We start from the raw sequence: 15,148 nt of genomic DNA, 5'->3' as shown, positions 1-15,148 counted from the left end.
ACAAAATAAAAGAAGGTTGGAATATGAGACTATTAAATCGAAAGAAAATTTTGCCAATATTAAAAGTTTTATTTATATGTATCATATTATGCATCGTTGTCTTTGTATTGCATAATGAATTAGGAAAAATCGACTTTAAAAAGACAATCGTGCTTTTTAGAGAAATGAATACATTTTATTTTGTAGGCATCATTATATTAGGTGTACTTTCCGTTTCTGTTTTATCTCTATACGACATGATGCTAAAACAGTCTTTAAAAATTAGTTTACCAATACATAAAGTTTTATCCATTAGCTATATTATTAACACGTTTAACAGTATTTTAGGATTTGGTGGATTAATAGGTGCTGGTTTAAGAATTTATTCTTATAGAAATGACGTTGAAGATAAGAAAGATTTAGTTAAAAGTGTTTCATTGTTATTGTTATCCATGTTAAGCGGTTTAAGTTTATTATGTGTACTTATTGTATTTCGTGTTTTTAATGCGGATGCATTACTAGCTGACATTTCATGGGCTAAAATTGTCATATATATTGGCAGTTTGTTTCTTCCTTTATTTATAGTTGTGTCGTATTTGAAACCTTCTATAAGTCGAGACAGACTGCTTGGATTTAAATTTACAATTGTATCTGCACTCGAATGGATTGCGGCGAGCTACTTATTATTTGTCATTTTGAAAGCATTACATATTCATGTAGACTTTGCTCACTTAGTTGGGATATTTGTTGTTGCAGCCTTATCAGGATTAATTAGTATGATACCCGGGGGATTTGGTGCATTTGATTTAGTGATCTTATTAGGTATTAAGTCGCTTGGTGTACCTGAAGAAAAAGTATTATTAGCGTTGTTACTCTATAGAGTTGCTTATTACTTCTTCCCATTTATTATAGCACTTGGTTTATCTACATTTGAATTTGGTAGTATCGCTAAAAAATACATCGAAGAAAGTAAATTCTATACACCAGCAGTTGATACAACATCATTCATAAAGTCTGTACAGAGTGATTTTATGACCAAAGTACCAACATTGGCGCTAGGTTTGTTATCAGGTATTACAGGATTTGTACTTTATTTTAATCACATTTTAATCTTATATGATGCTATTTACTCACATCATTATACTTTTTATTCAATCTTATTAGCACTTCATACAGCTTCTACACTTATGTTACTTATTTGTGCTAAAGGCGTTATGTCTGGTACGATGCGATCTATTCTCATGAGCATAATTTCTGTCATCGTGATGTTAGTCGTATCTATATTAACGAATAGTACAATCATTGCATTTTTATGGTTAGCGATACTATTAGTATTATTATTTATCGGCTACAAAAATGCGCTCGTTGTCAAAAAGATTGTTACACCTATGAAAATAGTTTTAAGTGGTATATTAATTTTAACAATGTTTATTTTCAATAGAATTGTCACTAAAAATTATTTGAATTTATATCCACATGAAGTCACTAAATTTGATAAATATGCTGTGTTTACAATGTTCTTAATTGCACTTGCGATCTTATGTTTAATCGGTATGTGCATAACATATATACTCTCAAAAAGATTCCAAAAAAGTTTATATACAAATGCTACATATGAAACGATACAGTCTATTATCGACCAAAATGAAGGTTCATATGTGAGTCACTTAGCATTTACAGGAGATAAATCATTTTATGTTAATAAAGATGAAGATGTCTTTATTATGTATCGACATAAGATGAATGCAGTTATCGTGTTAGGTGATCCAGTCGGTAACTCTGATAAATATCATGAAGTATTAAAAGAATTTTATGATCAAATGCATTTTTTAGGTCATGATATTATTTTCTATCAAGTACAAAGTAAATTACTTTCTTTATATCATGATTATGGAAATGTCTTTTTCAAATTAGGAGAAGAAGCACTCATAGACCTCGAAACATTCAGTTTATCTGGTAAGAAAAAACGTGGTATGCGTGCAACTCATAATAAAATGGCATCAGAAGGCTATCAATTTGAAATAATAGAAGCGCCATTTGCAAAAGATGATATTGACATGTTGAAATCTATTAGTGACGGCTGGTTAGGTGACAAGAGAGAAATGAGCTTTTCAGTTGGGTCATTTGATGAAGATTATTTAAATAAAGCACCAATCGCAGTTATAAGAAATGATGGCAATGAAATAGTAGGTTTCTGTTCATTAATGTATACAAATTATAATGATTCCATATCCGTAGATCTAATTAGATGGAACAAAGAAGTAGAACTACCAATGATGGACGCTTTATATATCCATATGTTGTTATGGGCACAAGAACAAGGCTACAAACAATTTAATATGGGAATGGCTACGTTATCCAATGTAGGACATAATCAATACGCATATTTAAGAGAAAAATTTGCAGCAAAAGTATTCGAAAATATGAATGGACTATATAGCTTCCAAGGATTACGAAATTATAAACAAAAATTTTATCCAGAATGGGAACCAAGATATTTAGTATATCGTAAATATAGTTCACTATTATGGAATTTAATAAGAGTATCTTTAACAATTAATCATAAATAAAAACCCAAAACCACTTTTTTACAAGTGGTTTTGGGTTTTGTTTGTATTTAATTAACACGTGTTTCTTTAATGCGTTTATACCATAAGTATAAGACGTATAGTACTGCTATTGCGATGATTACAATAAACACTTTAGAATACATACCTACATATATGAGAATTTGATGCCAATGATTGCCTAGCATCTTACCGAGCATGATAAGAAATATATTCCACATACCTGTACCGATTGCTGTTAAAAGTATAAATACGGGTAAGTTCATTTTAGTTATACCGGCTGGTAATGAAATGAGAGTTCTGACAATTGGGATAAAGCGTCCTAAAAAGATAGCCCAATGTCCATATTTATCTAACCATTGAATGGTCTTATCTAAGTCTTGTGTTTTGATACCTATATATTTGCCACGTTTATGTATAAATTTATATAAACGTTCTTCTCCTATAAGAGCACCAATGCTATATAATACAAGTGCTCCGAGTACGGCGCCTAAAATTGTAAGTAAACATACAATTATGATATTCAACTCTGACTGTGAAGTCATAAAGCCTGCAAATGTTAATATGATTTCAGAAGGGAAGGGGTGTATTACATATTCTAAAAATACGAGTATGAAGACACCAATATATCCATAATGCGTCATAAAATCAGTAATCCATTGTTCCATAATGTTCTCCTTTTATATCTTAAATACTGATAGATGTTATATAAAAATAACAGTATAGCATAATTGTATACGATACTGTTATGCTATACTTGTTTATTTTAAACTTTGTCTAATTGTTTGTTCTTCTTGATATCTTTCAGGATTCTTCTTATAGAAATCTTGATGATAATCTTCAGCTTTGTAAAAAGGTTTATATGGTAATAATTTTGTAACGACTGATTTTCCTTCTGGTAATTCTTTATTTAATTGTTCGATATACTGTTCAGCAAGTTTCTTCTGATCATCATTTGTATAGAAAATAGCTGTTTCATATTGTGTACCTCTGTCTTGGAATTGTCCATGAGCATCAGTAGGATCAATAATTGCAAAATATATTTCTAGCAGTCTATTATATGAGAATAAAGCTACATCATATTGGATTTCGACAACTTCATAATGTCCGGTATCACCCTTTTTTACTTCTTCGTATGTTGGATTTTCAGTAGTTCCACCCATATAACCTGAAGTCACTTTATCTATTCCTTCATATTGGTCAAATGGCTTAACCATACACCAAAAGCATCCTCCTGCAAAATACGCTTTATTCATATTCATGATATTTTTACCATCCTTTATTCAGTCTCAAGTCTTATTTTTAAGTTAGCTTTGCAATTTTTCTTGATTTTTAGTATATAAATTGGTTAACTTAATGTATGAGTCTCATTATAATATAATTAGACTCAATTTTGAAGATAAAAGGTTGGTAACAATGACTTCGCATAATCAATCAGAAACTGAAGATAATCGTCAAACGAATATACCTACAAGAAGAAAAAAGCGTAGAATTAAAAAAAGACCTTTTATTTTCTTAGGTATCATCTTACTTTTAATTGGACTTGGATTTTACATTAATGCTTCTTATAAATCTGGTTTGAAAGTTTCATCAGATAATGGTAAAAAGCAGCAATTACATAAATTCAATAGTACAACGCGGAATGATGGTAAAGTAAATGTGCTCGTATTAGGTGAGGACCGCAAAGTAGATAATTCACAACCTAGAACAGACTCAATTATGATTGTTCAATACGATTACTTGAAAAAAGATCTCAAAATTGTATCTGTCATGAGAGATATTTATTCAGAAATCCCAGGTGGCTATCGTAATTATAAGATTAATACTGCATATTCATTAGGCGGACCTGAATTATTACGTAAGACATTGAAGAAGAACCTTGATATTGATCCGGAATACTATGCAATTATCGATTTTGATGGATTTGAAGAAATGGTCGATGAAATTGCACCTAAAGGTGTTCCAATCGATGTTGAAAAAGATATGTCTGCCAAAATTGGTGTTTCTTTAAAACAAGGGCAACATAATTTAAACGGGAAAGAATTATTAGGTTATGCGCGCTTTAGACACGATGAAGAAGGTGACTTTGGTCGTGTTAGAAGACAACAACAAGTCATGACTGCACTAAAATCAGAAATGATGAGTGTAGATTCAGTTGTTAAAGCACCGAAATTAGCTGGTATTGCTAGAGGTTATGTTAATACCAATTTAGATGATCAAACAATTTACAAAACGGGAGCTAGCTTCTTAGCTAGAGGCGATAAAGATATTAAGACGTTAACAGTCCCTGTTAAAGGTTCTTATACAAATGAGAATGATATTGAAAATGGGGCAGTATTAAAAATCGACAAAGAAAAAAATAAAGAAGCAATTAAGAAATTTCTTAACGATTAATCATTAAGGAAACGAAAAAAGCAATAAATGGTCACTTTGACCATTTATTGCTTTTTATATAATTATATAGTTCTTATGAATCAGATTTACGTGTACCAGCAACACCGTAGTGTTCAGGTTTCATTTCTTCAATAATGACATGAATATTTTCTTTTGGTGCTTTTGCATTTTGATGAACAGCTTCTGTAACATCTTTTACAAGACCTTTCAATTGTTCATCTGATCTACCTTCAATTAATTTAATGTTTACGATTGGCATTATAAACGCTCCTTATTATATTGAATATTTGCTGAAGGACCACTATCTCCATTCCAGTCTGTTTGACCGTCATCTTCTATGAATTCTATGTTCACATCTTCAACATGAGATAAGTCTAACAATTTTAATATAATCCGTTTTCTGATATCTGACAACTCTTTAAGTGTATAATTGTGATTAACTTCTAATAAACATTCTATATGAAGTGCTTCTCCTTCTTTAATAACAGCAAGTCTTTTAATATCACTAATTGCTTTGTCGTCTAATATGACACGTGAAGCATGTATTTCAGATTCATGATCTGCAATACCAAGAACGCCTTGTGCATTTTCAATAAAGATAATACCCACAACTATAAACATCATCACACCAATGATGACTGAAGCAATACCTTCTAACATACCTAAACCTGTTAATCTTGCAATAATGATTGAGAGAACGGCAATAATACCACCGCCAGTTGCGACAGTATCTTCCATGAATACTAATTTTGTTGCAGGTTTAGCTTTACCAATCAGTAAATAACTTTTAGTAAATGGTGTCAGTAATCCTTTACTGCTTTCACCAGCTTCCTCTAAGATTTCTTTACCAGCTTTTCTTAAAACACTACCTTCTAAAATAATACCGATAGCTAAAACAGCAATATTAATCCAGAAAAATAATATTGGTCCACCAGTTTCATTTGGATGGACAATATGGTGGAAACCTTCTTTAACTGTCTCATAAGATAAAATACCTACAATAATAACAGCTATTAAACAAACGAGGTTAATTAATCTTCCATATCCAAGAGGGAATTTTTCATTCGGACTTCTTTTAGAAAATGCTGATCCTAAAAATACAAAAAGTTGGTTTGCTGCATCACCAAAAGAGTGCATCATTTCAGCAAACATAGCGATGTTTCCTGTAAAGATAAAAGCGAATAACTTTAAACAGCCTAAAATAAAGTTAACAACTGCAGCAGAAAGCGAAGACTTGCTTCCTTTTTTAAGTAAATTAATGAAAGCTTTCATAAAAAACTCCTTTAAAATATTTTTGTTTTGATTATAACACTATAATACCCAATTTTATTATAATATAAGTATTTTTATGTAAATATCATAATAATATTATGTAAACTATAAAGTTTAATTGAAATTTTTTAAACCATCATTTAGGGAATGTGTTATACTATTTATATAGATATATTAATTAAGTTATACTAATACTCGACTATTTTAATGTAACTTAATAATAAAGTTAACTTATTACACATTGTGCACTTGTTGTCACTTTTTAAATGAAAGTATAAGGTTTATAATAGTAGTAATACATAGATTAATTCATACAAATTATTCATTTGTATATTTTTTATGGACATATATTTAGTCGAAATGGTTAATATTGAAAGGGGCTCTGTAGTTAATTATGAATGCTTTACATAAGAAAACAGATGTAATATTAATTGGTGGAGGCATTATGAGTGCTACTTTAGGTACAATGCTTAAAGAATTATCACCAAACTTAGAAATTAAATTATTTGAAAAATTATCAAAACCTGCTGAAGAAAGTTCTAACGAATGGAATAACGCGGGAACTGGTCATTCAGCATTATGTGAATTGAATTATACTAAAGAAGAGGCGGATGGTTCAGTTAATATTGATAAAGCAATTCAAATAAATGAACAATTTCAATTATCAAAGCAATTTTGGACATATTTAGTAAATAAAGGTAGTTTAACAGATCCACAATCATTTATTCGTCCTGTACCACATATGAGTTTTGTGTATGGAGACAAAAATGTACAATTTTTGAAAAATAGATGTGATGCATTATCAAAAAATCCATTATTCACTGGTATGACGTTTACAGATAATTTTGAAACGTTAAAGCATTGGATGCCGCTTATGATGGAAGGGCGTTCTCAAGCTGAAAGAATTGCCGCAACTAAAATTGAATCTGGTACGGATGTAAACTTTGGGAATTTAACGCGCTCATTATTAAGTGACTTAAAAGACCAAGGTGTTGAGTTAAATTATAATCATTCTGTTCAGAATATTCGAAGAAATGAAGACAATTCATGGCAATTAAAGATTTATAATGCCGAAACTAAAAAGGCTGAATACCATAATACTCAATTTGTATTTATCGGTGCTGGTGGCGGTAGTTTGCCACTTTTACAAAAGACAGGTATTAAAGAAGCTTCTAATATTGGAGGTTTCCCAGTTAGTGGTTTATTTATGGTATGTAATAATGAAGAAATTATTGCTAAACATGACGCTAAAGTATACGGTAAAGCAAAAGTCGGAGCGCCACCAATGTCAGTACCACATTTAGATACTAGATACATTGAAGGTAAACGTTCATTATTATTTGGACCATTTGCTGGATTCTCGCCTAAATTCTTGAAGACTGGCTCTAACTTAGATTTATTTGGTTCAGTGAAACCGAATAATATCTTTACGATGTTATCAGCTGGTTTAAAAGAAATGGGATTAACGAAATATTTAGTAGAACAAGTCTTATTGTCAGATGAAAAGCGTTTAGAAGAACTAAAAGAATTTATACCGACTGCGAAGTTAGAAGATTGGGATATCGTAATCGCTGGTCAACGTGTACAAGTCATTAAAGATACTCAAGAAGGCGGAAAGGGTACATTACAATTTGGTACTGAACTTGTAACAAGTGAAGATGGCTCTATTTCTGCGTTATTAGGTGCCTCTCCAGGTGCTTCTACTGCTGTACATGTTATGTTGCAGTTACTTGAAAACTGTTTCCCTAATGAATTTGTAAACTGGGAAGATAAGATTAAACAAATGATACCTTCATTTAGAACAAACTTATCTGATAATCCTGATTTATTTAATGAAATTAATTCATCAACTTCGAAAGCATTAGGTTTATATAAGTAAGGTTATTTTAAATATTGATGATTGTTAAAAAATTATCAACTATAATTAAAAAATTCTCTTTAATCACTTTAAATTTTAGTTTAATCGGGTTAAACTATCTTTAATGAAGATTAAGGGGGATTTGTATTATGTTTGAAAAATTACTTACCTCTATAGGTGTCGGTAATCTAACAATCGATACGCGTTTAGAAAAGATGACTTTTAATGAAGAAGAACCCATTAAAGGTAAAGTAATATTTAAAGGTGGGTCATGTGATTTAGAAGTTAAATATATCGAATTGTCCCTTATTGAACGTGTCAATAATCAAAATGAGGATAGTGATTTTTCGGAATTTGATTATGAATTGCATAAGCATAAAGTTAATCAATCCTTCTTGATTAAGAAGAAAGACCATCAAGAATATGAATTTGAATTTAAATTAGAACAAATTGAATTCAAAGGTGAACCAGATGAAATATATTTAAAGACACATGTTCATATCGATCAGTCAATTGGCGCTGATGATGAAGAAAAATTAAGTATAGTACGATAATTAATAATCAAGTCTTACAAAGCTGACCTATAAGAGGTTAATGCTTTGTAGGGCTTTTTTATTTAGACAAATAAACCTCTTGAAATAGAACGTATGTTCGTATATAATGATGATACAAACAAATGTTCTGGGAGGTGATGTGATGTACAATTACAGTGATTTCCAAGAGAGATATATTTTATGTTTAAGTCTTCATAACTTTTTTGCGAATGTGTCATGTGTTTCTAAAGGTATTAACCCAAATGAAAATAAATTAGCTGTTATTTCCGATACGAAAAGGCAAGGCGCCATTGTTATTTCTGCTACTGAGCCATTGCAAGAATTAGGAATCAAGACTGGTTCAAGACTATTTGAAATACCACATAGAAATGATATCTTTATCATCAATCCAAATATGAAACAATATATAAACTATGCAAATACTATTTATAAAGTATTGCTTAATTATGTACACGCAGATGATATCCAACAACATCGTGTAAATGAAATTTTCATTGATGTGACAGATTATTATAAACAATATTGTGATAAACCAAGTGAATTTGCTGCTAGAATTCGAGCCGAAATTGAACAAGAAACGCAATTGAATTGCCATATAGGTATTGGACCGAACATGTTGATGAGCAAGTTGGCTTTAGATACAGAATCTTATCAACATGATCAATCAATTGGATTATTAAATTATAGCGATATAATGGATAAAGTGTGGCCGATACATCCGTTGCATAAAGTATGGGGCATAAATAATCGATTAGAAAAGGAATTAAATGAGCTTGGTTTATATACTGTTGGAGATTTAGCACGTTATCCAGTTAATAAATTAACACAATTATATGGCACTATGGGTAAGGAATTGAATCTAATCAGCAATGGTATAGATACTAATATCTTTAGGGAAACTCATAGTATTTATAATCCGGACATTAAATGTGAAGTAGCGTTTGAAAAACAATATCAATATTATGAAATGAAAGAAATTATACTTCAACAAGTGGAACGTTTAACGAAACAATTAAGATCTAGAAATTTATTAGTTAAGACAATTGCTTTTTCACTGAAAAGTAATGCCAATACAATCTCTAAATCTTATACTTTAAAAGACGGCACGAATATTACGATGGATATATTTAGAGTAATCTGGAGTTTTACAGAACAGTTATGTGATAAACATGAGCAGTATTCAGCATTAAATATTTCACTTACGCAACTCGTGCCAGAACGAGCTCGTGAACTGAATTTATTTATAGATACATTTGAGCGAGAACGTGATGAAGCATTAGCATTGCTTGCAAATGAACAAAGTGACAATAACACGTATAGAAGACAAGATGAAAGTAGACAGAATCTAGTCGATCATAGATGAAATACAGAAAATAATCACTATGTGTTGAAAATGTAAATTTTATTAACATTTGACAAACTCTTTGCACATTTATATACTTATTTTGATTAACAATCAAATATGGGGAGTGGTGCATGGTGATTAAACAAGTTACACCTTATCTTTACTTTAACGGAACTTGCGAGGAAGCATTAGCATTTTATAGTGAAGCATTAGATGGAAGTGTAAGAGAATCACAAACTTATGGTGACGCAGGTGTAGATGCCTCCGAAGATCCAAATAGAATTATACATGCACAATTAGAAGTTAATGGTCATTTATTTATGTTTTCTGATACCCCAAATGATGATGATTCACTTCATAAGAATCACAATATATATATTGTTTTAGAATTTGAAACAGAAGAACAAATTAATGAAGTTTATAATATTTTTAAAGAAGGTGGACAAGTTCAAATGGAACTTGGACAAACTTTCTGGGGTCAGACATATGCGAAAGTAATCGATCAATTTGGTATAGGTTGGGATTTAACTTATACTCATCAATAAAATAAAGTATAAAGAAAAACCATAAACAATTTTTGAGTAAAGTTTATGGTTTTTTAATCTAGTCATTTAATGAATTAACAATTTCTCCCCACGATCTTTTTCTGTGAGATTGCATAGCTAATCGTGCGGCATGCTTATCTTTAGCTTCTATACATGCAATAATCGCTTTATGTTCAATGATAGATTGATATGGAGCAGGTCGGTCATTTATCGTAAATAGTCTAGCTCTAAATAATTGGTCTGCATGTATATTAATTACGCTACTTAAGCGTGTATTATTTGCAAAACTAATTAAATCTGCATGGAATTGATCATCTAATATAGACCATTCGTATAAATTATTCTGTTCAAGTTGTTCTTGTTGTAATTCTATTAAATGCTTTAAATGTGCTATATTTTCTTCTGTCACTTTTGTTGTCGCTAATTCTACTGCCAAACCATCTAATGTTTCAGTGATTTCATAGATTTCCTTTAAATCATGCTTTTTTATCGGATTGATATTAAAACCACGCCTTGGAATTAAAGTCAGTAATCCTTCAGTTTGTAATCTTACTAATGCTTCTCTAACAGGCGTACGACTCATTTCTAAAGCTTCAGCAATTTCTCTTTCTAAAATTGTTTGCCCCGGCTCTAATATTAAATTTTTAATCGCAATACGTAATATATGATAAGCGCGAATAGGTAATCGCTGTTCATCTAACTGTTTAGCGATGTCTAGAAGTTTTCCTTTTAAAGAATCATATTCAATTTGATGATCTTCTGACATGTCGTATCCTCCTCATTCAAATAATAAAAAATACACGTCTTTCTTAAAATGAGTTTCTCTCATTATAACAGAAAGACGTGCGGTTATATAAAATGATTACGAATAAAATTATTGCTTCACATTTGAATGTAAGTTCTCAATAATTGAATCTGCCATTTTTTTAGTTGTTGTATTACCACCGATGTCTATTGTAAGTGCGCCAGAACCTGTCGCTTTCTTAATAGCTTCATTGACTTGATTTGCTTCTTCTTTTAATCCTAAATGATCTAACATTAATGCTGCACTACCAATAGCTCCAATAGGGTTTGCGATACCTTTACCAGCAATATCTGGTGCAGAACCATGAACTGATTCAAACATGCTTGGATAACGACGATCTGGATTTAAGTTTGCACTTGCTGCAATACCTAAACTACCTGCTAATGCACTACCTAAGTCAGATAAAATATCTGCTAATAAGTTAGATGCAACTACGACTTCTAAATCTTCTGGATGTAACACAAAGTGTGCCGCCATAGCATCAACTAACCATTGATCTGTTTCAACATCAGGATATTCTTTGCTCACACGTTTAAATACATCATCCCATAATACCATCCCATATTGTTGCGCATTACTTTTAGTAACACTTGTTACTTTTTTACGTTTACGCTTTCTTGCAGTTTCAAAAGCATATCTAATAACACGTTCACAGCCTTTTTCTGTAAATAAAGATGATTGTACGGCTACTTCATTTCCTTCACCTCTACCAGTAAAGTTACGACCACCAACGCCAGAATATTCACCTTCAGAATTTTCACGAATGAGTACCCAATTTAAAGATTCAACATCAGGATGATTTAATTTACTTTCAACACCTGGTAAAAATTCAACTGGACGAATATTTGCCCATTGGTCAAATCCTTGACATATTGCGATTCTCAATCCCCATAAGCTAATATGGTCGGGAACATTTGGGAACCCTACAGCACCAAAGTATATAGCATCATAGTCTTTTAAAGTATCTAATCCATCTTCTGCCATCATACGACCATTTTCTAAATAGTACTCACATCCCCAAGGGAAGTAATCAAAATCAAATGAAAATTGATGATTGGATTGCTCTGCTAAATGATTTAATACACGAACCCCTTCGTTAACAACTTCTTTACCAATACCATCACCTGGAATGACAGCAATTTTAAATGTTTTTTCTTCTGACATGATAAATAACCTCCTGTTTCTTTGTGATACATCCATTATTAAATAATGTATACGTTAATGTCAATATATAACTTAATAAGAAAAATATTTCACTAAATTATTGACTTAATGTATACGTTAATGTACGATGATTGAAATGAAAACGCTATCAAATTTTTGGAATAAGGGGTGTTTAGTATGGATAGTTCAATAATTACTTTAATATTTTTAGTATTTGCAATAGTTATGTTCGCTTGGGAAAAAATACCGTTAGCAGTAACTGCGATGATCGTCGCAATTGGATTAGTCATTACAGGCGTACTTAAACCTGAAGAAGCTTTTGCAGGATTCGTTGATAGTAACGTACTATTATTTATGGCTATGTTTATTGTTGGTGGCGCGTTTTTCGAGACAGGAATGGCTCAAAAAATAGGGGGAATCGTCACAAAATTTGCTAAAACTGAAAGACAATTAATTATTTCTGTTATGTTAATAACTGGTTTAATGTCAGGGGTACTTTCTAATACAGGTACTGCAGCAGTTTTAATACCAGTTGTAATTGGTATCGCAGCAAAATCCGGTTTTTCAAGATCTACTTTACTATTACCATTAGTTTTTGCAGCTGCAATGGGTGGTAACTTAAGTTTAATTGGCGCACCTGGTAACATGATTGCACAGTCAGCGCTTAAACAAATAGGTGATGGATTTGGATTTTTTGAATATGCAAAAGTAGGGTTACCAATTCTTATTATCGGTATATTATATTTCACTTTAATTGGACATAAATTATTACCAAAAAGAGAAGAAGTCGATCTTGAAGAAGATTCAATATATGCTCAAGAAGTTGATTATTCAAAGGTTCCAAAATGGAAACAAGTTATGTCTTTAGGCGTATTGATTTTAACCGTTATCGCAATGATTTTTGAACAGCAAATAGGTATTGCGTTACATGTTTCTGCATGGATTGGTGCTTTAGTGTTAATGGCAACAAGAGTTATTCCAGAGAAAAAAGCGATGAGATCAATTGATATGAATACAATATTATTATTTGTAGGGTCACTTGCTTTAGCAAATGCTATTCAAGTATCTGGTGCAGGTAAGCTAATTGCTAGTTCGTTAATGAGTACATTAGGTAAAGATCCATCTCCGTATGTATTATTATTTGTTATACTCGTGTTATCTGCTACGATGACGAATTTTATGTCTAACACAGCAACAACTGCATTATTAGTTCCAATTAGTATTTCTATTGCAAATGGTATGGGGGCTGATCCTAGCGCTGTATTAATGGCGACTGTAATCGGTGGTTCACTAGCATTTGCAACACCAATTGGAATGCCTGCCAATACAATGGTTTATGGTCTTGGTGGATTTAAGTTTAAAGACTATGCTATAGCGGGTATTCCACTTATTATTTTATCTATCATAGTTTCAATGATTCTGTTACCAATATTCTTCCCATTTTATTAATTAAATCTGTTAATTTTATATTTTTTCTGTAACATATAATTAGAACGAAATCATAAGAAGGTGGCGTTATTCATGAAAGTTTTAATTGCACCAGATTCCTTTAAAGGTAGTATTGATGCACTCAGTGCTGCACAAGCGATAGAACGTGGCATTTTAACAGTAGATCCTGAATCTAAAACGTTTATTCTTCCAATGGCAGATGGTGGAGAGGGTACGATGATTAATTTAGTGCAAGCAACTAAAGGAACAGTAATGGGAGTTAAGAGTATTGATCCGTTATCAAGACCAATTCAATCAAGTTATGGTATAACTGGTGATGGAAAGACAGCTATTATAGAACTAGCTACAAGTTCAGGGATTGATTTACTTAAACAAGAGGAACTTAATCCATTACATACGACCACTTATGGAACAGGCTTACTTATTAAAGATGCCATTGAAAAAGGCATTAAACATTTTATTGTATGCTTAGGTGGAAGTGCTACAAATGATGCAGGAATTGGTTTATTACAAGCATTAGGCTATCAATTTCTAGATAAAAATGGAGTAGAAATACCATTAGGTGCAGAACATATTCATAATATTGAAGCGATAGATCAATCAGATGTGATGCCACAAATACATGATGTGAAATTTGAAATTGCATGCGATGTGACGAATCCATTCGTTGGTAAACAAGGTGCAAGTTATATATTTGGGCCACAAAAGGGAGCAACTCCAGAAATCGTAGAGAGGCTAGATCAATCATTTATTCATTTTGCAGATGTTATTAAGTCATTTAAAGATCAAGAAATAAGCAATATAGAAGGTGCTGGCGCTGCGGGTGGAACAGCAGGTGGCATGTTAGCGTTCTTAAATGCAGAGTTAAAAAGAGGTATAGAACTTGTAGTAGATTTTGTGAATTTTAAAGATATTATTAAAGAAAATGAAATAGACCTAATTATCACTGGTGAAGGTAAAATTGATGGTCAAACTTCAGGTGGAAAAGTCATATCAGGAATTGCACAAATTGCAAAATCTTATGACATACCTGTTATCGCAATTGGTGGTACGGTAGAGATGCCATTATCAGCACTTCACGAACAAGGCTTAACTGCAGCATTTAGTATTGCAAATGGTCCAATGACTTTAGAAGATGCTATGAATAATGGTGATAAACTCATTGAACAACAAACTGAACAAATTTTTAGAGCGCTTAAATTGAAATAATAAAAAG

At 31.6% G+C, this 15,148-nt stretch carries 14 protein-coding genes; 8 read left to right on the top strand and 6 right to left on the bottom strand.

All coding sequences use genetic code 11. The features are described from left to right. The first annotated feature begins 23 nt into the window (after nt 1–23). Nucleotides 24–2,549, top strand: coding sequence for a bifunctional lysylphosphatidylglycerol flippase/synthetase MprF (gene mprF / locus CD035_RS10300; protein ID WP_048543109.1), 2,526 nt, complete (start codon nt 24–26; stop codon nt 2,547–2,549). Between the two features lie 47 nt (nt 2,550–2,596). Here the strand turns inward: mprF and CD035_RS10295 are convergent, their stop codons facing one another. Both CD035_RS10295 and msrA read right to left on the bottom strand, forming a co-directional pair. Beyond that, nucleotides 2,597–3,214, bottom strand: coding sequence for a DedA family protein (locus CD035_RS10295; RefSeq protein WP_048543107.1), 618 nt, complete (start codon nt 3,212–3,214; stop codon nt 2,597–2,599). A gap of 93 nt (nt 3,215–3,307) precedes the next feature. Beyond that, nucleotides 3,308–3,808 (bottom strand): peptide-methionine (S)-S-oxide reductase MsrA, encoded by a 501-nt coding sequence (msrA, locus tag CD035_RS10290; RefSeq protein ID WP_037587960.1) that lies wholly within the window; start codon nt 3,806–3,808, stop codon nt 3,308–3,310. Between the two features lie 154 nt (nt 3,809–3,962). On the opposite strand from msrA, the gene CD035_RS10285 reads away from it, so the two are divergent. Then, entirely contained in the window at nt 3,963–4,940 is a 978-nt protein-coding gene (locus tag CD035_RS10285) for an LCP family protein (protein ID WP_048543105.1), read from the top strand. Between the two features lie 73 nt (nt 4,941–5,013). Here the strand turns inward: CD035_RS10285 and CD035_RS10280 are convergent, their stop codons facing one another. Together CD035_RS10280 and CD035_RS10275 are read right to left on the bottom strand one after the other, a co-directional pair. After that, the gene (locus CD035_RS10280) at nt 5,014–5,199 is read right to left on the bottom strand and encodes a 2-hydroxymuconate tautomerase (RefSeq protein ID WP_037560206.1); all 186 of its coding nucleotides are present in this window, start codon (nt 5,197–5,199) and stop codon (nt 5,014–5,016) included. Then, nucleotides 5,199–6,212 (bottom strand): cation diffusion facilitator family transporter, encoded by a 1,014-nt coding sequence (locus tag CD035_RS10275; protein WP_048543103.1) that lies wholly within the window; start codon nt 6,210–6,212, stop codon nt 5,199–5,201. The genes CD035_RS10280 and CD035_RS10275 overlap by 1 nt, the downstream gene beginning before the upstream one ends. A gap of 394 nt (nt 6,213–6,606) precedes the next feature. On the opposite strand from CD035_RS10275, the gene mqo reads away from it, so the two are divergent. The 4 genes from mqo to CD035_RS10255 all read left to right on the top strand — a co-directional run bounded on the left by mqo (nt 6,607) and on the right by CD035_RS10255 (nt 10,514). Beyond that, a complete protein-coding gene (gene mqo / locus CD035_RS10270; protein WP_048543101.1) occupies nt 6,607–8,091 on the top strand; it encodes a malate dehydrogenase (quinone) in 1,485 nt (494 codons plus the stop codon). A gap of 128 nt (nt 8,092–8,219) precedes the next feature. Further along, nucleotides 8,220–8,624, top strand: coding sequence for a sporulation protein (locus CD035_RS10265; RefSeq protein WP_048543099.1), 405 nt, complete (start codon nt 8,220–8,222; stop codon nt 8,622–8,624). A 142-nt stretch (nt 8,625–8,766) separates the two neighbouring features. Beyond that, nucleotides 8,767–9,987: a Y-family DNA polymerase gene (locus CD035_RS10260; RefSeq protein WP_048543097.1), complete on the top strand. Its 1,221-nt coding sequence runs from the start codon at nt 8,767–8,769 to the stop codon at nt 9,985–9,987. Between the two features lie 113 nt (nt 9,988–10,100). Continuing rightward, nucleotides 10,101–10,514, top strand: coding sequence for a VOC family protein (locus CD035_RS10255; protein ID WP_172965064.1), 414 nt, complete (start codon nt 10,101–10,103; stop codon nt 10,512–10,514). Between the two features lie 58 nt (nt 10,515–10,572). On the opposite strand, the gene CD035_RS10250 is transcribed toward CD035_RS10255, so the two are convergent. Beyond that, complete coding sequence (locus tag CD035_RS10250) at nt 10,573–11,280, bottom strand: GntR family transcriptional regulator (RefSeq protein WP_048543095.1); 708 nt, start codon at nt 11,278–11,280, stop codon at nt 10,573–10,575. A 108-nt stretch (nt 11,281–11,388) separates the two neighbouring features. Further along, on the bottom strand, nt 11,389–12,483 hold the full coding sequence (locus tag CD035_RS10245; protein WP_048543094.1) for a tartrate dehydrogenase: 1,095 nt from the start codon (nt 12,481–12,483) through the stop codon (nt 11,389–11,391). A 177-nt stretch (nt 12,484–12,660) separates the two neighbouring features. Here CD035_RS10245 and CD035_RS10240 point away from each other — a divergent pair, with 177 nt between their 5' ends. Then, complete coding sequence (locus CD035_RS10240; RefSeq protein ID WP_048543092.1) at nt 12,661–13,932, top strand: SLC13 family permease; 1,272 nt, start codon at nt 12,661–12,663, stop codon at nt 13,930–13,932. 72 nt (nt 13,933–14,004) lie between these two features. Continuing rightward, nucleotides 14,005–15,141 (top strand): glycerate kinase family protein, encoded by a 1,137-nt coding sequence (locus tag CD035_RS10235; RefSeq protein ID WP_048543090.1) that lies wholly within the window; start codon nt 14,005–14,007, stop codon nt 15,139–15,141. Nucleotides 15,142–15,148: the final 7 nt, after the last annotated feature.

This window comes from Mammaliicoccus sciuri (genome assembly GCF_002901825.1).
Taxonomy (GTDB): domain Bacteria; phylum Bacillota; class Bacilli; order Staphylococcales; family Staphylococcaceae; genus Mammaliicoccus; species Mammaliicoccus sciuri.
Note: the sequence above shows the minus strand (reverse complement) of the source record. Positions and strands in the feature narration are given on the sequence as shown.

Coding starts and splice junctions, on each gene's coding strand:
- mprF (WP_048543109.1), top strand. CDS start 24: ATGAGACTATTAAATCGAAAGAAAATTTTGCCAATATTAAAAGTTTTA.
- CD035_RS10295 (WP_048543107.1), bottom strand. CDS start 3,214: ATGGAACAATGGATTACTGATTTTATGACGCATTATGGATATATTGGT.
- msrA (WP_037587960.1), bottom strand. CDS start 3,808: ATGAATATGAATAAAGCGTATTTTGCAGGAGGATGCTTTTGGTGTATG.
- CD035_RS10285 (WP_048543105.1), top strand. CDS start 3,963: ATGACTTCGCATAATCAATCAGAAACTGAAGATAATCGTCAAACGAAT.
- CD035_RS10280 (WP_037560206.1), bottom strand. CDS start 5,199: ATGCCAATCGTAAACATTAAATTAATTGAAGGTAGATCAGATGAACAA.
- CD035_RS10275 (WP_048543103.1), bottom strand. CDS start 6,212: ATGAAAGCTTTCATTAATTTACTTAAAAAAGGAAGCAAGTCTTCGCTT.
- mqo (WP_048543101.1), top strand. CDS start 6,607: ATGAATGCTTTACATAAGAAAACAGATGTAATATTAATTGGTGGAGGC.
- CD035_RS10265 (WP_048543099.1), top strand. CDS start 8,220: ATGTTTGAAAAATTACTTACCTCTATAGGTGTCGGTAATCTAACAATC.
- CD035_RS10260 (WP_048543097.1), top strand. CDS start 8,767: ATGTACAATTACAGTGATTTCCAAGAGAGATATATTTTATGTTTAAGT.
- CD035_RS10255 (WP_172965064.1), top strand. CDS start 10,101: ATGGTGATTAAACAAGTTACACCTTATCTTTACTTTAACGGAACTTGC.
- CD035_RS10250 (WP_048543095.1), bottom strand. CDS start 11,280: ATGTCAGAAGATCATCAAATTGAATATGATTCTTTAAAAGGAAAACTT.
- CD035_RS10245 (WP_048543094.1), bottom strand. CDS start 12,483: ATGTCAGAAGAAAAAACATTTAAAATTGCTGTCATTCCAGGTGATGGT.
- CD035_RS10240 (WP_048543092.1), top strand. CDS start 12,661: ATGGATAGTTCAATAATTACTTTAATATTTTTAGTATTTGCAATAGTT.
- CD035_RS10235 (WP_048543090.1), top strand. CDS start 14,005: ATGAAAGTTTTAATTGCACCAGATTCCTTTAAAGGTAGTATTGATGCA.